The organism is Limnobaculum allomyrinae (genome assembly GCF_016649425.1).
GTDB lineage: Bacteria > Pseudomonadota > Gammaproteobacteria > Enterobacterales > Enterobacteriaceae > Limnobaculum > Limnobaculum allomyrinae.
In genome coordinates this window covers 710,969-729,979 of the sequence record NZ_JADRCR010000001.1, presented here as the reverse complement: position 1 = coordinate 729,979, position 19,011 = coordinate 710,969, and the positions used below count along the sequence as shown (strand labels likewise).

Below are 19,011 nucleotides of genomic sequence, written 5' to 3'. Positions count from 1 at the left end.
TCAACGTAATGTAAGGGCTATTTAGCCTTACCCTGATTAGCTACTGCCGCCGCCTTCGCTGCGATCTCATCCGCATCACCAAGATAGTAGTGCTTGATTGGATTCATATTCTCATCAAACTCATACACCAAGGGTACGCCGGTTGGGATATTGAGTTCCAGGATCTCATCCTCGGTCATATTATCCAGATACTTCACCAGAGCGCGAATAGAGTTACCATGAGCCGCAATAATGACACGCTCACCGCTGGCAATACGCGGTTTAATAACATCGCTCCAGTAAGGAATTACCCGTTCAATGGTGGTTGCCAGACTTTCGGTTACCGGTAATTCAGCTGGTTTTAGTTTGGCATAGCGTGGGTCGTGACCAGGATAACGCTCATCATCTTTAGTCAGCTCAGGAGGGGTAATAGCAAAGCCACGACGCCAAAGCTTAACTTGTTCGTCACCATATTTTTGTGCGGTTTCAGCCTTATTTAACCCCTGCAGTGCACCATAGTGACGTTCATTTAGCTTCCAGGATTTCTCAACAGGCAGCCATTGAGCATCCATCTTATCTAAGATGCTCCACAACGTATGAATCGCTCTTTTTAATACGGAAGTATAAGCAAAATCAAAGGCAAAGCCTTCTGCTTTAAGAAGCTCGCCGGCTTGAGCGGCTTCGGCTCTACCCTTATCGGAAAGTTCTACGTCAGTCCAACCGGTAAAACGGTTCTCTTTATTCCACTCACTTTCACCGTGTCTGACGAGAACTAGTTTTGTTACAGCCATCGTTATCTCCTTTCCATATATTCATTAAATGATAATGATTATCACTATACTCTTATTAAAATAAATTCAAATAGAAGGGTATGACTTAATGATAGATGAAGTTATCCATAACGAGGCAAATCAGAAGAGTAAAAAGCCCGAATTCATCAGTGATATCGGGCTTTTTACCTGGAAGTTAATAATGATGATAGTTAAGCCAAATCAAATTGATAGACAGTTGAAGAACGATAAGTTTGCTCTGGCGTTAACCAACAGTCAGGTTGCGGCCATTCCGGATGATTAGGGCTATCGGGTAAAAATTCGCTTTCCAGAGCGATGCCGGCAAAGCTGCCATAGGTTTTGCCATCGCGAGATGGTGTACCCTGTAAGAAGTTACCGCTATACAATTGAAGCGCAGGTTTAGTGGTAAATACGCTCATCTTCACCTTATTATCCGCAGACCAGAGTAGGGCAGCAGGCTGTTCTCCACTATGGCACTCCGGAGATAACAGGTAAGCATGATCATAACCGCTGACTTTTCGCTGGTATTCATCAGCAAGAAAATCTTGCATCAGGGTTTTAGGCTGACGGAAATCCATACTTAAGCCATTAACCTGCGTCAAATCTGCATCAGGAATACCTTCGCTATTTACCGGTAAGAAGTTATTGGCATTAATTTGTAGTCGATGATGGCGACTGTCCTGATTTTTACCATCCAGGTTGAAATAAGCATGATTGGTCAGGTTGACCGGGCAATCGCGATCGACAGTAGCCAGATAGCTAATTTCTATACGATTAGTTTCTGTCAGGGTATAGGTAACTTCTGCGGAAAAGTTTCCCGGATAGCCATTATCGCCGTCAGCAGAATAGATCTTAAAGGTCACCGATTGATCGCACTGGCTTTCAATTGTCCAGCGGCGCTGATCAAAACTGTTAGCACCACCGTGTAATTGATGATCGCCCTGATTAGCAGCCAACGCAGTTTGAATAGCCTGACGAATCAAACGTGAGTGAGCAATTCGATTGGCATAGCGGCCAACAGTAGCGCCCAAATAGGCACCCTGATGAAGGTAATCTTCCGGTTTGCTGCAACCCAACAGTAATTCACGTACTGAACCATCACCCATAGGCAGGCGGAAGGAGAGCCAGATAGCTCCCCAGTCCATCATTTGAGCCTGACTACCCGATTGGTTTGTCAGAGTAACAATATGAAATGGCTGAGCATCAGGAGCCAGCGCGGCAGTAGTTTCTAGCATAATCCAGCTCCTTCTGACGCCCGGCAAATATAGAACACTTCTTTCATGCCGGTTTGCTGATGATATTGTTGATGTACCACCTGACGGATCTCATCCACCAAATCCTGAGGAGCCAGCGCCACAATACAACCCCCGAAGCCACCGCCGGTCATACGTACACCACCGCGGTTGCCAATAACGGGCTTAATGATTTCAACCAGAGTATCGATCGCAGGAACAGTAATCTCGAAGTCATCACGCATCGAAATATGCGATTCAGCCATCAGGCGACCCAGTTCAGGCAGATTGCCTGCAGCCAGTGCATCAGCGGCGGCCAGAGTACGGGTATTTTCAGTGATTACGTGACGGGCGCGTTTAAATACCAGCGGATCCAGACTGGCTTCAGCCGCATTTAATTGTTCAATTGTTACATCACGTAGTGCAGTCACATTAAAGAAATCGGCAGCTGCTTCGCACTGTTTGCGACGGGTGTTGTATTCACTATCAACCAGTCCACGTTTCACGTTAGAGTTGATAATAATCACTGCCATATCTTCAGGCATAGAAACCGCTTTGGTTTTCAGACTGCGGCAGTCAATCAGCAGGGCATGATCTTTTTTGCCCAGTGAGGAGATAAGCTGATCCATAATCCCACAGTTACAACCAACAAACTGATTTTCAGCCTGCTGCCCGTTCAGCGCCAGCTCTACACCATCCAGCGGCAATTGATATAACACCTGAAAAGCTTTGCCAACCGCCACTTCTAATGATGCGGAGGAACTTAAACCTGCTCCCTGGGGAACATTACCGCTAATCACCAGATCGGCACCGCCGAACCCGGGTGCACGCTGTTGCAGAAACAGAATTACCCCGCGAATATAGTTAGCCCACATATATTCAGGATGGGAGGCGATATCTTCACCGAGAGTGAAGCTATCCTGTTGGTTGTGATAGTCCGCAGCAATCACGCGTACTACATTATCATCACGTTTAGCGCAGCTAATGACTGTCTGGTAATCAATGGCGCAAGGCAGTACGAAACCGTCATTATAATCGGTATGTTCGCCGATCAGATTGACTCTTCCCGGAGCCTGAATAGTCGTGTCAGGGAGATAGTCAAATTGCTGTTGAAAAATAGCCTGGGTTTTTTGCTTTAACTCACTCATTTGGCTCTCCTGACTCATTGTAATGCACATCGCTAACTGCTCTCAGACGTTCTGCGGCCTGCTCTGCGGTGAGATCTCGCTGTGATTCTGCCATCATTTCATAACCCACCATAAATTTACGCACCGTAGCGGAACGCAGCAACGGCGGATAGAAGTGAGCATGCAGTTGCCAGTGTGGATTATCTTGTGCGTTAAATGGTGCACCATGCCAGCCCATTGAGTAAGGAAAGGAGCTCTGAAACAGGTTATCATAACGACTGGTGAGTTTTTTTAATGCCAAAGCCAAATCCTGACTCTGTTCAGCGCTCAGCTCACTCATATGACGAATATGAGCCTTAGGTAATAACAACGTTTCAAAAGGCCAGGCGGCCCAGTAAGGAACAACCGCCAGCCAGTGTTCAGTCTCTACCACCGTGCGGCTACCGTCGGCCATTTCCCGCTTCGCATAGTCCACCAACATGGGGGAATGTTGCTGTTCGAAATATTCTCGCTGCAGCCGGTCTTCCCGTTCGGCCTCATTGGGTAGAAAACTGTTAGCCCATATTTGCCCATGGGGATGCGGGTTCGAGCACCCCATAGCCGCACCTTTATTTTCGAAAATTTGTACCCAGGGATAGCTTTTTCCCAGCTCGTCTAACTGCTGTTGCCAGGTACAAATGATCTCTTCCAAAGCGGGAAGTGATAATTCAGGCAGGCTTTTACTGTGGTCGGGAGAAAAACAGATCACCCGACTGGTTCCCCGTGCGCTTTGGCAGCGCATTAGCGGATCGACAGATTGCTCCGCGTCAGGGGTATCTGGCATCAGTGCGGCAAAATCATTGGTGAACACATAAGTTCCATGGTAATCGGGGTTCACATCACCGGTTACCCGAGTGTTGCCTGCACATAAAAAACAGTCCGGATCGTGAGCTGGCTGCCGGGTATGGTCTACGGATTCTTGCTGCCCTTGCCACGGGCGTTTAGCCCGATGGGGGGAGACCAAAATCCACTGTCCGGTTAGTGGATTAAACCGACGGTGTGGATGATCAACAGGATTAAAACCAACAGTATTGGTATTACTCATCGGGATACCCTTGAGGATTCATTGATTGCCAACGCCAGGTATCTGCACACATATTGTCCAGGTTCAGTTTCACCTGCCAGCCTAATTCATTCGCAGCTTTAGTTGAATCTGCCCAGTAACTGGCCAGATCGCCATCACGACGAGCAGCGAACTGATAAGGAACCGGTTTACCACAGGCTTTACTAAAGGCATTTACCACGTCCAGTACGCTGTAACCAAAGCCGGCACCCAGATTGTAGATATAAGTACCAGGATGATGAGTGACTTTATTTAGTGCGGCAACATGACCATCTGCCACATCGACTACGTGGATATAATCACGTACACAGGTGCCATCCGGCGTTGGGTAATCGTTTCCAAAGATAGAGAGATATTCGCGGCGACCAACGGCTACCTGAGCAATAAATGGCATCAAATTATTCGGGATACCCTGTGGATCTTCTCCCATCAAACCGGAAGAGTGTGCTCCAACCGGATTAAAGTAACGTAATAGCGCTACGCTCATGTCCGGCTGTGCTTTTTGTATATCTTCCAGACACTGTTCGATAATCAGTTTACTGTTGCCATAAGGGCTGGAAGGGCGGCGGGTTTGCATGGTTTCCACATAAGGGGTAACCGGTTGATCGCCATAGACGGTTGCGGATGAACTAAAGATAAAGTTCTTAACACCTGCCCGACGCATAGCATCTACCAGCGTTAAGGAGCCATGAATGTTATTGTCATAATATTCCAACGGCTTGTTGACTGACTCACCTACCGCTTTCAGCGCGGCAAAATGGATAACTGAGTCAATGCGATGTTCTGCAAAAATCTTATCCAGCAAAGCGGCATCGCGAACATCACCGTTGTAGAACGCAGGCTTATGGCCTGTGAGCTGTTCAATACGTTTAAGTACGCTGGCCTTACTGTTACATAAGTTATCGATGATAACCGGAGTATGTCCGGCTTCAATCAGTTGAACGCAAGTATGACTGCCTATGTAACCGATACCACCTGTAATCAGAACATTCACAAGACTCTCTCCACATATAAAGTAATTGAGGCAATGATAGCACAACAAAAATAGGGAAAAAGGTGATCGAGATAAAAAAATGAAAGCGTTTACATTTTGGCGGGAAATAATACATATGGCTATAGTAAAAAGAGGCTCCGCGTCATTAGCGCGGAGCAATCAAAACGATAAAACGGAGTTAACCTGATTATGACGCGTTATGTTCCTGCCACTGCATGCTGGTGGTGATTTCAGCTAATGGCGTCAGAGATTGCATACTTTGTTGATGAAGTTCCGGAGAAGCAGCAGCGCACAAATCTTCCAGAACCGTAACGTTAAATCCCAGATCGTGAGCCTGACGAGCGGTACTCTGGATAGCCATCAGGGAACTCACGCCACCCAACACGATATGGTCATATCCCCGACCGGTTAACCAGTCATAAAGGTTATTGCCTGCGAAGGCAGAAACCGCTTTTTTAATCACCACTTCATCTTCTGGTTGAACATCTAAATCTTTTACCCACTGACAACCAGGATCGCTCAGGCGCAGAGCGCCATTTTTTTTCGCCAGGTTAAACAATGGAGAGTAGGGAGGAATATCGTGGTAATCATCAGCAAAACCAACTTTCACCCAGATTACGGGGATATGGTGTCGACGGGCGAAAGCCACTGCCTGATTAGTTAATGGGATCAGGCGGCGTTCCTTCACTTGTTGGTGGCTACTGTTGGAACGCCCGTGTTCGCCGACAATTTCTTCAATAAGGTCAATGATAATTAAAGCACTGGACATAAGGTTTCCCTGTATTCATTGGCGGACATAATATTTTTCAGTCACTAATTTTAAGCATAGTCGACGAACGACAACCCGGCAGTTGTTCTATTGCATAAGCATAGCTATTGCCGGTAGGAATAAAGCTTAGACGATGAGTGATACATTCAGGTGCATCTTCTGCATGATGGGAAACAAACAGCAGTTGGCTGTTACCTTCACTCATCAACACATCGATCCAGCGTCTGACTAATTGTCGATTGAGTGGGTCGAGCCCTTGTAGTGGTTCATCAAGAATCAGTAGGGTAGGATGTTTTACCAGCGCCCGGGCAATCAGCGTTAACCGCTGTTGTCCCCATGACAGAGCATGAAAAGGGCTATCAGCCTGTTGGCTGAGGCCTAGTATATCCAGCCATTGCTGTGTGAGTTTTTCCTGAGTATCGGAAGTGGCCTGATAAATACCAATAGAATCCAGATAGCCAGAAAGAATGACATTACGTACGCTGGCGCTAACACGATAGTCCTGGTGCAGGCTGCTGCTAACATAGCCAATATGCTTTTTGATGTCCCATATGGTTTCACCACTGCCGCGACGGCGGCCAAATAGCGTCAGATCGTTACTGTATCCTTGTGGATGATCGCCGGTAATTAAACTGAGTAAGGTAGATTTTCCTGCACCATTAGGGCCAACAATTTGCCAGTGTTCATTGGGTTTAACCTGCCAGTTAAGGCCGTTAATAATGGGGCGATCGTTATAGGTAATCAAACAGTTATTCAGAGTGATGAGTGGAGTATTAGCAGGAAAAGTTGGCTCTGTGATAGTTTCAGGCGGAGGTAGAGAAATTCCGGCGATCCGTTCGCTCTGTGCCAGTTGTGCAACCAGAGCCTCTGACAAAATCTCCTGACGAGAACCTATGCTGGTCAAATGACAATCTGCCAGAACGCCAACGTGGGTAATAAAGTCGGGAATTTGGTCAAACCGGTTCAGAACCAGAACCAGTGTCAACCCATTAGCCGATAGCTCCTCCAGTAAATTGGCTAATTGCTGGCGCGAAGCTACATCTAATCCATCGAACGGCTCATCTAAAATCAGCAGGTCGGGAGAGGAAATGAGCGCCTGACACAGTAATGTTTTGCGAGTCTCTCCGGTGGATAAGTATTTAAACCGGCGGCTAAGCAGATGACTGATACCAAACATTTCCGCCAACTGTTGGCATTTGCTCTCATCATGATACTCTAACTGAATGATTTCGGCGGTGGTTCGGCCGGTGTCATCTTCCCCTTCGCTTAACAGATCGGTGTTATTACGCTGCCATTCTTCTTCAATAATTTTTTGTAGTTGTTCAAATGACAGGCGAACAATGTGTTGAAAATTGTTGTAGCGGGAACCGCTAAGCAAGACTAGCTCATCAGACAAGGCTCTGGCCAGCGCCGATTTTCCGCTGCCGTTAGAACCAACAACCCCCCAACTTTCACCTTCATTTAAGCAAAGTGCCGGTAGGGTTAAAGTTTTGGTATCACTTAATCGAAAGCATCCATCAGTAATAGTTAACTGTTTCATATCACGACCTTTGTACTTAGATATCAGTAAGTTCTTATTATTTTCTATGATGTGACTATAGCTGTTTATAAGCATCTCAAAATAAAAGCGAAATGACACCACATAAAGTGCTGCTTTTTAGCTAAACAGCAATTTTTTATTAGAAGGGATGGGGAAATATGCGATGTGAATAGAGGATTATAAATTGTGATGATTAATCTTTGGAGAATGAGCCTGTGAATTCCAGCTCTCACAGGCTTTTCATTAACTAAAATCCGATTAGAAATTATATTTGACCGAATAGATTATACCGTCCTGCAGGAAGCTTTCCCCCAGCCTGTTATCTGCATAACGGTACTGAATTCCGGTAGTAATCGATGGGTTTGGTTTCCACCACTGCGCCACGGCACCGTTGGTACCTTCCTTACCTCCGTTACCGGCGGCATAGCGAGCAGCACGATCAAACTCATACTCTGTCCAGTTAGTCAGTGCGAACTTTTCGTTCCACAGGTTAAAGTCATATCCGGCGACCCAACCAAATACATAACCGTTATTCCCGCTGTAATAGGTTTGGTCGGTGTAGCGCTTGGCAATAAAAGGCTTAAACCAGAACTGATCCAGTTTAACGTTATAGCCTAAGCCATAAAGGGCCATAACATCATGAAAGTTTCTGCCGTTTGGCGAACCATAGGTACCATAAACATGGCCGTACAGATTAAGACCGGTATCCCCAAGATAAATGCGGTTGGTGTTTTTGAAGGTGTAACGCTGTTCACTACCCGGTTTGTCGTGTCGACCGTTGAAAGGGTTTTCCCAGTCGAAAAAGCCATAGGTTTCACCCCAGGTAAAACCTGCACCGCCTTCCAGCTCCAGATAGGCAAAGTCATCTTTATGGGATTTGTTCGAGGTTCGGTGAGTCGTGTGAGATGTCCAGTCAAGATAGTGAATACCGATGTCAGCAAAACCCCACAGGTAATCGGCCTGAGTTGCGGGGCTGACAGCAACAGCAGTAAGAGCAACCATGCCGGAGAGATATTTTTTCATTAATGTTATTCCCTTTGTCCAATAAGCGTATTTGGGAAGTTATCCCGAATAGAATTTGATTGTTGTTATGCCGGAATAAAATGATGGCGCTGTATTATTAAAGGGGGGAAAGAATTAAAACCAATATTCAATTTTTAGTTATCAATATAATTTTAATATGAATGGTAATTAGCCTATTTAAAACAGGCTATTGTGATTATAAATTGAATCAGGATGATTTGATGTGAAATAATTATAATTCATTTTCTGTGATGGAAGTCAAAATATATAATGAAAAACGATAATTAAATTATCGGGTGACTCATTCAAAATGAAATGGTTAATGTTTTGATGTTGCAGCAGGTAATTAATTTGTTAATTAAATGAAGAATGATCTTATAAATAATTTTTACAGATTTAAAATAAATTAAGTATTAAATAACAACGGGGGCGTTAAATATAAACGCCCCCGAATATTGAGCTTAGTTTATTGATTGATTAGAAATAATATTTCTCAAAACAGAGGGTTATCGTTGGAGGGCCTTATTCAGAAAACTGCTGCCTTCATCGAATAGTGGTAGTTCAAACCAGGTAGCCAGACTTTGGCCAATATCAACAAAGGATTCCCTGATTCCCAGGCTGCCGTTTTGTACTTGCTTACCATAAACCAGAACCGGAATGTGTTCACGGGTATGGTCGGTGCCCGGCCAGGTTGGGTCACAGCCATGGTCAGCGGTGATAATGACCACATCGTCATCACGCAATAATGGATAAAGTTCCGGCAGGCGGCGATCAAACAGTTCCAGCGCTGCTGCATACCCAGAAATATCACGACGATGGCCATAGTTTTGGTCAAAATCAACAAAGTTGGTCATCACAATGCTGAAATCATTGTCCTGAGCGGTGGCTTCTAACGTGGCGTCCCACAAAGCATCCAGACCGTTGGCTTTAATCTTTTGACTAATGCCGACTCCCGCATAGATATCGGATATCTTACCAATAGCAATCACTGAACCCCCTGCATCAACCAGCTTTTTCAATACGGTATCTGCCGGGGGTTCTACCGCCAGATCGTGACGGTTACCGGTGCGGTTAAAACCACTGCTGGCATCGCCCACAAAAGGACGGGCGATGACTCGACATATATTATAAGGATCAACCTCTTCACGAGCGATTTCGCACAGTTGGTAAAGACGTTCCAGACCAAAGGTTTCTTCATGACAGGCAATCTGAAAAACTGAATCTGCCGAGGTATAGAAAATCGGTTTACCGGTCGCCATATGCTCTTGGCCATATTGGTCAAGAATTACGGTACCGGATGAATGGCAGTTCCCCAGATAGCCGGGCAGATTGGCTCTGCGTACCAGATTGTCCAGTAAGGTTTGTGGAAAAGTATTGGTTGGCTGACTAAAGTAACCCCAATCAAAACGCACCGGAACGCCTGCCAGCTCCCAGTGGCCGGAAGGGGTATCTTTACCGGAAGAAGCCTCTTTGGCTGCGCCATAGGCAGCACGAATAACCGGATTCTGATTAAATCCAGCGGGTAATTTACCGGTAGCCAGTTGACCCGCCAGCCCCAATCCCAGCTGTTCCAGATGAGGTAATTTTAATGGGCCATGGCGTCCCAGCTCAGCCCGGCCTGTTGCACAATATTCAGCAATGTGTCCCAGAGTGTCTGAACCGGTATCACCAAACGTACCCGCATCGGGAGTTGCTCCCACGCCAAAGGAGTCCATGATTAAAATAATCGCGCGCATATTATCTCCGAATAATAATTCAGTCAGTTAAATTATATAAATTTATATATAACAGGAATTGATTAACGTGGGTGAATTTAATCAATACTAAATCCGTATTGATCTTGTGGGAAAACAATATTGGATAAAGTGATTTGGCAGTCGGTATAAATAACAGGATTAAAAAGAAAAGCTTTATTGCGATTAAAACTAAAAAAACTCAATCAATGAGGAAAACTGTTATGTCACAAATAGAATTATCTCAAAATCCATTTTATGCTGCAGACATTATTCGTAAATATAAACCAGACTTTACACCTCGAGTGGCTTTTATTTTAGGCTCTGGTCTGGGGGCATTGGCTGAACAAATTGAAGATGCGGTTGCTATCTCTTATGAAAAATTGCCAGGGTTTCCGGTTAGTACCGTTCATGGCCATGCGGGTGAGTTGGTATTGGGAACACTTTCCGGCGTTCCGGTAGCCTGTATGAAAGGGCGCGGACACTTTTATGAAGGTCGCGGTATGACCATCATGACCGATGCTATTCGCACTTTTAAACTGTTGGGTTGTGAACTGTTGTTTTCAACCAATGCGGCAGGCTCTTTACGACCGGAAGTTGAGCCGGGCAGTCTGGTTTCTCTGAACGACCATATTAACACCATGCCGGGCACACCAATGGTTGGTTTGAATGATGAGCGTTTTGGTGAGCGCTTCTTCACACTGGCCAATGCCTATGATGCTGATTACCGCGCAGTGCTTCAGCAAGTAGCGAAAGAGTCAGGTTTCCCATTGTCCGAAGGGGTTTTTGTCTCTTATCCGGGGCCTAACTTTGAGACCGCCGCAGAGATACGCATGATGCAGATTATCGGTGGCGATGTGGTTGGTATGTCGGTGGTGCCGGAAGTGATCTCCGCTCGTCACTGTGGTTTAAAAGTGGTGGCAGTATCGGCGATCACTAATCTGGCAGAAGGATTAGGCAAGGTGACGTTGTCCCATGCTCAAACGCTGGCAGCGGCCGAGCTTTCTCGTCAAAACTTTATCACTCTGATTTGCGGTTTTTTACGCAAGCTGGCTTAAAACAGAGAACATCCATAAGGAGACAGGAATGTCTGTACTAATGAAGTTATCTGTGATGTTACATAGCGCGGTGTTACCCGCGATAGGTCAGCCATACGGCGGGAAGGGAAAACAACATGGGAATTAAAAATCGCTTAAAAATCATGTCGTTTTTACAGTATTCCATTTGGGGAAGCTGGTTGGTAACGCTGGGTTCCTACATGATCAATACGCTTCATTTTAACGGTGCATCAGTTGGCGTGGTGTATAGCACTAAGGGGTTAGCTGCGGTACTGATGCCAAGCCTGATCGGTATTATTGCCGACAAGTGGATGAGGGCTAACCGGGTTTATACCTTATGTCATTTGGCGTGTGCGGTGGCGCTGTTCTATGCCGCCAGTATTAATGAACCTGGCCTGATGTTTTGGGTGATGTTGATTAACGCCATGACATTTATGCCAACCATTGCGCTATCTAATACCATCTCTTATTACTGTCTGGAAAAAGCCGGACTGGATACGGTAAGTAATTTCCCACCTATTCGGGTGTTTGGCACCATCGGCTTTATTGTTGCCATGTGGACCATCAGCCTGCTGGGGCTTGAACTGAGCAACATGCAGCTGTATATCGCATCGGGAGCTTCGCTGTTACTGGCAGCTTATTCATTAACTTTACCTTCTATTCCAACGGCGAATAAAAAGCAAAATCAGACCTGGGTCAGTATGTTGGGACTGGATGCCTTTGTGCTGTTCAAAAAGCCAAGAATGGCGGTGTTTTTTCTGTTTGCCATGTTGTTAGGAGCGGTATTACAAATTACCAATACTTTCGGTAGTCCGTTCCTGCACGATTTTGCACTGAATCCGGAGTTTAAAGACAGTTTTGTGGTGAAGTATCCTTCCATTTTGCTGTCGGTTTCGCAAATGTCAGAAGTGCTGTTTATTCTGGCCATTCCATTCTTCCTTAAACGTTTTGGTATTAAAACCGTCATGTTGCTAAGCATGGTGGCCTGGTGTCTGCGTTTTGGTCTGTTTGCCTATGGCGATCCTTCTCCGGTGGGCTTTGTATTACTGATGATGTCAATGATCGTTTATGGCTGCGCCTTTGACTTCTTCAATATTTCCGGTTCGGTGTTTGTGGAACAGGAAGTCAGCTCGGATATTCGGGCCAGTGCTCAGGGGCTGTTTATGACCATGGTCAACGGTGTGGGTGCCTATGTCGGGGCTATCCTGAGTGGTAAAGCGGTGGATTACTTCTCTGTTGATGGGATTAAAGACTGGCACACCACTTGGTTGGTATTTGCTGCCTATGCCGTTCTGCTGGCAGTCGTTTTCTTCTTTACCTTCCAGTACAAGCATCAACCAGAAAAACTGGCTCAAACCAGTATCGCTCACTAAATACTGAAAACAGGCCCGTTTCGGCGGGCCAATATTCTCAGTTGGTCAATTTTTCAGGCCTGAGCATGACGGTCAGGCAATAGCAGTGTGTAAATGGAGTAGTAAATGAAAGAAATTCTATTATCTTCCGGAGTGGGCTTTGCCGTGGGTGCCCTGTGTACATTTCTTCGGGTTCCTATTCCGGCACCTAACGTCCTGCCGGGCGTGTTGACTATTGTCTTCATGTATATTGGTTATCTGGCTATTAAATGGCTCATGCAATAAGAAATAAAGGAACAAGCAACATGCAGAATTTAAAAACCATTGCACGACAGGCACTGAATCTGATGGATCTCACCTCATTGAACGATAATGACACTACAGAGGTTATCAATAAACTTTGTCAAAACGCCAAAACTGCTCATGGTCATCCAGCCGCAGTTTGTGTTTATCCGGCTTTTATTGCGGATGCGCGTCGTGCTTTAAGCGAACAGGGGATATCTGAAGTGCAGATAGCCACCGTCACTAATTTTCCGACCGGAGCGGCGGATGTGGCATTAGCCGAGCGAGAAACGAAGGCTGCTATTGCAGCAGGTGCTGATGAAGTTGACGTGGTATTTCCGTGGCGGCGTTACAGACGGGTGATACCCAAATCGGTTACGATCTGGTTGCTGCCTGTAAAGCAGCCTGCGGTGATAAATTACTGAAAGTGATTATTGAGAGCGGAGAGTTAAAAACGCCTGAATTGATTCGTCAGGCATCCATCATCGCTATTGATGCCGGCGCTGATTTTATTAAAACCTCCACCGGTAAAGTAGCGGTTAATGCCACGCCGGAAGCGGCGGAGATCATGCTTGGTGTGATTGCTGAAAAAGGCGGTCGCTGTGGATTTAAAGCCGCCGGGGGCGTCCGTTCAGCAGAAGAAGCACAAGTTTATCTGGCTATTGCTGCCCGTTTATTGGGCGAAGCATGGATAACACCTGCGCATTTTCGCTTTGGTGCTTCCAGCCTGTTGGCGAGTTTACTGGCAACGCTGGATGATAAACAGTCTGCTATCTCTCAAAATGGCTATTGATGTTTAAATTGTCATGATGAGGTTCTGACTGGCGGTAACATAAACTAACGATAATAAATACCCGGGACAGGAGTCGATGTGGATTCAATTGAACGCGTTTATCGTACTGACCTGAAGCTATTGCGCTATTTTTTAGCGGTAGCGGAAGAACTTCATTTTGGCAAAGCGGCGGTGCGCCTGAATATGTCGCAGCCGCCGCTCAGTATTCATATAAAAGAGCTGGAAGCTCAGCTGGGAACTATGTTGTTTATTCGTCATTCCCGCAGCGTTGCCTTGACCCATGCGGGAAAGGTACTAATGGAAGAGACGCGTAATCTGCTGGCGGCGACCAATCAGGCACTGGCCAGAGTTGAGCAAATAGGTAGGGGAGAAAGAGGGAGAATAGAATTAGGTATTGTTGGTACCGCGCTGTGGGGGCGGTTAAGACCGATTTTGCATAATTTTATTAAAGCCAATCCTACCGTTGATATTATCTTTCGTGAAAAATCCCCCGGTATACAGATGGCCATGTTGGAGCGCCACGAAATTGATGCCGGTATCTGGCGCATGGTTTCTATACCCCCTCAAGGGTTAACCAGCCTGCGATTACAAGAAGCCTCTTTTTTGGTGGCCTTACCGAGTGAGCATCGTCTGGCCCGATATGACGCTATTCCTCTGCACGAGTTAAGAAATGAAGCTTTTGTAACGCTGCCAGCGGTGCATTCGGATTGGTCCTTTTTACAAAAAGTATGCAATAAAGCAGGTTTCTCGCCGCATATTGTCCGTGAGGCTGTTGAACCACAAACGGTGCTGGCATTAATCAGTATGGGATTGGGGATTACGTTGATAGCGGACAGTTATGCTCAAATGAACTGGCCCGGGGTAATTTTTCGACCGTTGGAAGAGCGAATTCCTGCCGATGTGTATGTGGTTTATGATGAATCGCAGATCACTTCAACAACCCTAAGGTTGATTGATGAACTAAAGGTCGTTTCGGCCTAACGCCTTATTATTTGGTTATATCGGATGCCAATTAAATCCTCCGGGTGAGTGAAATAATTGGCACTTGTGCTAACTGACTAAAACCTATTCTGACGATTTAACACAGCGTAGCGATAATGACACTTTCGGCACTAAAGGTTGCCCATAGTGTTTGTCCTGATTGAACAGAGAGTGCCTCTGCTTGCTGATTAGAAATGGTAGAACAGAGCGTTTCTCCCCCATCTAATTGCACTAATACTTCGCTACGGTGTTCGCCGGAGTTTACCGATTTGACGGTACTGCGCAGACAGTTATCACTGACAGCAGGAGGTTGCTGGTGTAAGCCAATTAGCGGTGCTTTGATCAGCGCTAATACCTCTTTTCCCTGAGTAAGTTGCAGGCGAGTTATGCTTTGTTGAGTCAGGGAGGCATGAATTTCAGTTTTACCATCGTTCATCAGTACAGTAACGCAGTCTGGTTGACTCGCAGGCTGTTGATCGAGGATAGTGCCAAAGAACTGGTTACGGGCGCTGGTCTGGAGTGAAAAACGGGCGATGGCAGCCAGCAGACTGTCCAGCGGCATGGCGTCATCTTGTAATACATCAAAAGCTTTTTGCTGTATTTTTTCTAACAGGTCATATAGTTGAAGCAGGCGTTTACCATAGGGTGTTAAATGAGCGCCACCACCACCTTTACCGCCGGTAGCTCGCTCAACTAACAGGTTATCGGTTAACTGATTCATCTCATTAACTGCATCCCAGGCACTTTTATAACTGATCCCTGCCAGTTTGGCTCCCTGACTGATAGAGCCGGTATGCTCAATTTGTTTTAGTAAAGCAATACGACGAGGGTCAGCGAAAAGATGGCCTTGTAATTTTAGGGTAAGTAAGATTTCAGCATTCATCGCGATAAGGTCCGTTTGGTAAAGGCATATGGCATTGTCCTTTATTTTTGTCCTTCTGCCAAATGTACAGGCAGCACAGATAGATGAAAATTATCAGCAGATAGCTGATAAACTCTGTGTTATATTGATTAATACCGCTGGTAATAAAACCAGCGCGGACATGCGTCAGCATGAATAGTTAAATGAGGAACTTATGTTTGAGTTATTAAAAAGTCTGGTATTTGCCGCCTGTATGGTTCCCGTGGTGATGGCAATTATTTTGGGGTTGATTTATGGTCTGGGTGAAGTATTTAACTTTATCTCAAAATTAGGCCCAAGCAAAACCCGCAATAACTAGTTCCGCAAGGGATTAGTGTTAATTTGAATATTATAAGAAGCTGGCCTGCATTGCAGGCCAGCTTCTTTTCGTTTCTGCGATACCTCTTTTCGGTAGTTCTTTCATAAATCAAACATCAATCAATGACAAGTAAACAGGAAATCGTTATATTCTTGTCTATATATCGAAGGCGATATTGCCCGATATTATCGACAATAAAATAACGAGGCTAAAATGAAGAACAAACTGAAACTTACTCTGGTTGGATTGTTAGCTGCTGCTCTGCTACAAACGGCATCAGCCGCAGAAAAGATCACCGTATTTGCTGCGGCATCGCTGACCAACGCGCTGGAAGAGATCGCTACAGATTATAAGAAAAAGAGCGGCGTAGAGGTCACGTCCTCGTTTGCTTCTTCTTCAACGCTGGCTCGTCAAATTGAACAAGGTGCTCCGGCTGATATGTTTATTTCTGCTGACCAGCAGTGGATGGATTACGTAGTCGAAAAGAAACTGATGGATGACAAAACCCGTGTAACCCTGTTGGGTAACGATCTGGTTCTGGTTGCTCCACTTGATAGCCAGTTGAAACACGTTAATGTGAATAAAGTGACTGACTGGTCGTCTTTATTAAAAGATGGCCGTCTGGCGGTAGGCGATCCGGATCACGTTCCGGCAGGTATTTACACCAAACAAGCATTAACTTTCCTTGGTGTTTGGGATCAACTATCACCAAAAATGGCCAGGGCAAACAACGTACGTGCAGCATTAGCGCTGGTTGAGCGCGCAGAAGCGCCATTGGGTATTGTGTATGGTTCTGATGCGGTCGCCAGTAAAAAAGTAAAAATGGTCGGTATATTCCCGGACGACAGCCACTTACCGGTGGAGTATCCTATGGCGGCGGTAAAAGACCATGCAACCCCGGTTGTGCAGGAATTTGCTAAATATCTGACAACACCGGAAGCGTCGGCGGTATTTGAAAAATATGGGTTCAGTCCACGTACTAAATGATGTTATCTCAATATGAGTTAGAAGCCCTGCTGCTCAGCCTTAAAGTGGCTGGAGTAGCAGTCGCTTTCAGTTTACCTGTCGGTATTTTCGTTGCCTGGATTCTGGCTCGCTGCCAGTTTCCGGGTAAAGCGTTATTGGACAGTATTATTCATCTCCCTCTGGTGCTACCTCCTGTTGTTATTGGCTATTTACTGCTAATTGGCTTTGGTCGCAGAGGCATTATTGGTGAATGGCTATATCAGTGGTTTGGTTTTAGCTTTACTTTTAGCTGGCGTGGAGCGGCTTTCGCTTCCGCAGTTATTGCTTTTCCCCTTATGGTCAGGGCAATACGACTGGCGCTTGAAGCGGTTGACACCAAGCTGGAGCAGGCCGCCAGAACACTGGGAGCAGGCTTCTGGCGCGTACTGTTTACCGTAACCTTACCTCTGGCTTTTCCCGGTTTGTTAGCGGGGGTGGTGCTGGCCTTTGCCCGATCGCTGGGGGAGTTTGGCGCGACCATCACTTTTGTATCTAATATTCCAGGTGAAACTCGTACTATTCCCCTGGCGATGTATACCCTGATTGAAACACCCGGAGCAGAAGGCGATGCGGCCCGTCTGTGTATTATCGCTATTTTACTGTCGTTACTATCGTTACTGATGTCTGAGTGGCTGGCGCGCTGGAGTCAACGGAGGCTGAAAGGCTGATGTTAAAACTAAATTTTAAACAGCGCCTGGGAGCTTTGGAGATGGATATCTCAGTTGAAGTTCCCGGAGAGGGTATCACAGCAATTTTTGGCCTGTCTGGCGCAGGTAAAACCTCACTGATTAATGCCGTAAGTGGATTGACGCGTCCGGACAGCGGTGAAATTGTTTTAAACGACAGAGTGCTGGTGGATTGTTCGCGCGGAATTCACCTGCCGCCGGAAAAACGCCGTATTGGCTATGTATTTCAGGATGCGCGTCTGTTTCCTCATTACAGCACTAAAGGTAACTTACAGTACGGTATGCCAGCACAAATGCAGCGACAGTTTGATGATATCGTTGAGCTGTTGGGTATTAGTCATTTATTGAAACGTTTTCCTCTCACTTTATCTGGCGGTGAAAAACAACGGGTAGCCATTGGTCGGGCGTTGTTAACCGCCCCTGAACTGTTGCTGATGGATGAACCATTGGCCTCACTGGATGTACCTCGTAAACGGGAACTGATCCCTTATCTGGAACGTCTGGCGAAAGATGTGAATATTCCCATCTTGTATGTGACCCACAGTATGGAAGAGATTTTGCGTCTGGCAGAACAGGTAATCGTCTTGGATAGTGGCAAAGTGCGTGCCTCCGGGGAGTTGGAAAGCGTATGGGCCAGCGATGCGATGGCGCCATGGTTACAGCAGGATGAACAAAGTAGCGTACTGAATGTGACCTTATTGCAGCAACATGATAAGTATTCGATGAGTGCGTTGGCGTTAGGGGAGCAGTGCCTGTGGGTTAATCGGGTGGATGTAGCGCAGGGGCAAAGATTACGTATTCGTATTAATGCCGCTGATGTTTCTTTAGCACTCACTAAACCACAAGATAGCAGTATCCGTAACGTACTGGCTGCGGAGGTGACAGAAATTCATGCTTCGGACGATCGCATTGATGTGAAGCTGTCGGTAGGTCAACACGCCATTTGGGCGAGGATCACGCCCTGGGCTCGGGATGAGTTACAGATCGAAGTGGGGCAGTCTCTGTTTGCGTTGGTGAAGTCGGTGTCGATTAGTCGTGAGGCATGGTGATGATGATGCTATTTTTGATAGCGCGAATAAATCAACATCTGTGCATATTCCAACCGTAAAAACACGGTGCTTATATCTGTACCGAAAGTGGTCGGTAAACAATTTGTACTTGGTTATGATGTGCGTTGGGCCAGGCCGGGTAAGGGGGCCGTTATGAAATACCTTACGGTGTTTCACCCTTCGGGCCAGCGCGGGTGTTGTTCAAACAGGCTTTGCCTGTTTGTCGTTAGCTGACCCCACGGCGGCCTCTTCAGACGATTGGTTATTTCTTGGCGTAAATATTAAACCACCTTAC

General features: G+C 46.2%; 18 protein-coding genes and 1 pseudogene. 9 read left to right on the top strand and 10 right to left on the bottom strand.

Annotated elements, in window-relative coordinates; all coding sequences use genetic code 11:
• Nucleotides 1-17: 17 nt before the first annotated feature.
• The 9 genes from gpmA to I2494_RS03295 all read right to left on the bottom strand — a co-directional run bounded on the left by gpmA (nt 18) and on the right by I2494_RS03295 (nt 10,293).
• On the bottom strand, nt 18-770 hold the full coding sequence (gene gpmA / locus I2494_RS03335; protein WP_130591710.1) for a 2,3-diphosphoglycerate-dependent phosphoglycerate mutase: 753 nt from the start codon (nt 768-770) through the stop codon (nt 18-20).
• Between the two features lie 191 nt (nt 771-961).
• On the bottom strand, nt 962-2,005 hold the full coding sequence (galM, locus tag I2494_RS03330) for a galactose-1-epimerase (protein WP_218465430.1): 1,044 nt from the start codon (nt 2,003-2,005) through the stop codon (nt 962-964).
• Complete coding sequence (galK, locus tag I2494_RS03325; RefSeq protein ID WP_218465431.1) at nt 1,999-3,150, bottom strand: galactokinase; 1,152 nt, start codon at nt 3,148-3,150, stop codon at nt 1,999-2,001. Before galK ends, galM begins: the two co-directional genes overlap by 7 nt.
• Nucleotides 3,143-4,213: a galactose-1-phosphate uridylyltransferase gene (gene galT, locus I2494_RS03320; RefSeq protein ID WP_218465432.1), complete on the bottom strand. Its 1,071-nt coding sequence runs from the start codon at nt 4,211-4,213 to the stop codon at nt 3,143-3,145. The genes galK and galT overlap by 8 nt, the downstream gene beginning before the upstream one ends.
• Nucleotides 4,206-5,225 (bottom strand): UDP-glucose 4-epimerase GalE, encoded by a 1,020-nt coding sequence (galE, locus tag I2494_RS03315; RefSeq protein ID WP_218465433.1) that lies wholly within the window; start codon nt 5,223-5,225, stop codon nt 4,206-4,208. Before galE ends, galT begins: the two co-directional genes overlap by 8 nt.
• Before the next feature lie 187 nt (nt 5,226-5,412).
• Nucleotides 5,413-5,994 carry a cysteine hydrolase family protein gene (locus I2494_RS03310; protein ID WP_218465434.1) on the bottom strand — a complete coding sequence of 194 codons (582 nt, stop codon included), beginning with the start codon at nt 5,992-5,994 and terminating at the stop codon, nt 5,413-5,415.
• Nucleotides 5,995-6,031: 37 nt separating this feature from the next.
• Complete coding sequence (gene modF / locus I2494_RS03305) at nt 6,032-7,534, bottom strand: molybdate ABC transporter ATP-binding protein ModF (RefSeq protein WP_218465435.1); 1,503 nt, start codon at nt 7,532-7,534, stop codon at nt 6,032-6,034.
• 258 nt (nt 7,535-7,792) lie between these two features.
• Nucleotides 7,793-8,557 (bottom strand): nucleoside-specific channel-forming Tsx family protein, encoded by a 765-nt coding sequence (locus I2494_RS03300; protein WP_218465436.1) that lies wholly within the window; start codon nt 8,555-8,557, stop codon nt 7,793-7,795.
• A 506-nt stretch (nt 8,558-9,063) separates the two neighbouring features.
• Nucleotides 9,064-10,293, bottom strand: a complete 1,230-nt coding sequence (locus I2494_RS03295; RefSeq protein WP_218465437.1) for a phosphopentomutase — start codon at nt 10,291-10,293, stop codon at nt 9,064-9,066.
• Nucleotides 10,294-10,514: 221 nt separating this feature from the next.
• On the opposite strand from I2494_RS03295, the gene xapA reads away from it, so the two are divergent.
• The 5 genes and pseudogenes from xapA to I2494_RS03270 all read left to right on the top strand — a co-directional run bounded on the left by xapA (nt 10,515) and on the right by I2494_RS03270 (nt 14,756).
• Nucleotides 10,515-11,348 (top strand): xanthosine phosphorylase, encoded by an 834-nt coding sequence (gene xapA, locus I2494_RS03290; RefSeq protein ID WP_130591698.1) that lies wholly within the window; start codon nt 10,515-10,517, stop codon nt 11,346-11,348.
• A gap of 116 nt (nt 11,349-11,464) precedes the next feature.
• Nucleotides 11,465-12,721 (top strand): nucleoside permease, encoded by a 1,257-nt coding sequence (locus tag I2494_RS03285; RefSeq protein ID WP_218465438.1) that lies wholly within the window; start codon nt 11,465-11,467, stop codon nt 12,719-12,721.
• A 105-nt stretch (nt 12,722-12,826) separates the two neighbouring features.
• Nucleotides 12,827-12,985, top strand: coding sequence for a XapX domain-containing protein (locus tag I2494_RS03280; protein ID WP_130591696.1), 159 nt, complete (start codon nt 12,827-12,829; stop codon nt 12,983-12,985).
• A 20-nt stretch (nt 12,986-13,005) separates the two neighbouring features.
• Nucleotides 13,006-13,775, top strand: a pseudogene (gene deoC, locus I2494_RS03275) (deoxyribose-phosphate aldolase).
• Nucleotides 13,776-13,862: 87 nt separating this feature from the next.
• A complete protein-coding gene (locus I2494_RS03270) occupies nt 13,863-14,756 on the top strand; it encodes a LysR family transcriptional regulator (RefSeq protein WP_218465999.1) in 894 nt (297 codons plus the stop codon).
• 97 nt (nt 14,757-14,853) lie between these two features.
• Here the strand turns inward: I2494_RS03270 and modE are convergent, their stop codons facing one another.
• The gene (modE, locus tag I2494_RS03265; RefSeq protein WP_218465439.1) at nt 14,854-15,639 is read right to left on the bottom strand and encodes a molybdenum-dependent transcriptional regulator; all 786 of its coding nucleotides are present in this window, start codon (nt 15,637-15,639) and stop codon (nt 14,854-14,856) included.
• A gap of 193 nt (nt 15,640-15,832) precedes the next feature.
• Between modE and I2494_RS03260 the strand changes: the two genes are divergently transcribed.
• From I2494_RS03260 to modC, 4 genes are all read left to right on the top strand, one after another.
• Entirely contained in the window at nt 15,833-15,976 is a 144-nt protein-coding gene (locus I2494_RS03260; protein WP_140918013.1) for an AcrZ family multidrug efflux pump-associated protein, read from the top strand.
• 213 nt (nt 15,977-16,189) lie between these two features.
• Nucleotides 16,190-16,963: a molybdate ABC transporter substrate-binding protein gene (gene modA, locus I2494_RS03255; RefSeq protein WP_218465440.1), complete on the top strand. Its 774-nt coding sequence runs from the start codon at nt 16,190-16,192 to the stop codon at nt 16,961-16,963.
• On the top strand, nt 16,960-17,649 hold the full coding sequence (gene modB, locus I2494_RS03250) for a molybdate ABC transporter permease subunit (protein WP_218465441.1): 690 nt from the start codon (nt 16,960-16,962) through the stop codon (nt 17,647-17,649). Before modA ends, modB begins: the two co-directional genes overlap by 4 nt.
• A complete protein-coding gene (gene modC / locus I2494_RS03245) occupies nt 17,649-18,716 on the top strand; it encodes a molybdenum ABC transporter ATP-binding protein ModC (protein WP_218465442.1) in 1,068 nt (355 codons plus the stop codon). The genes modB and modC overlap by 1 nt, the downstream gene beginning before the upstream one ends.
• Nucleotides 18,717-19,011 lie beyond the last annotated feature (295 nt).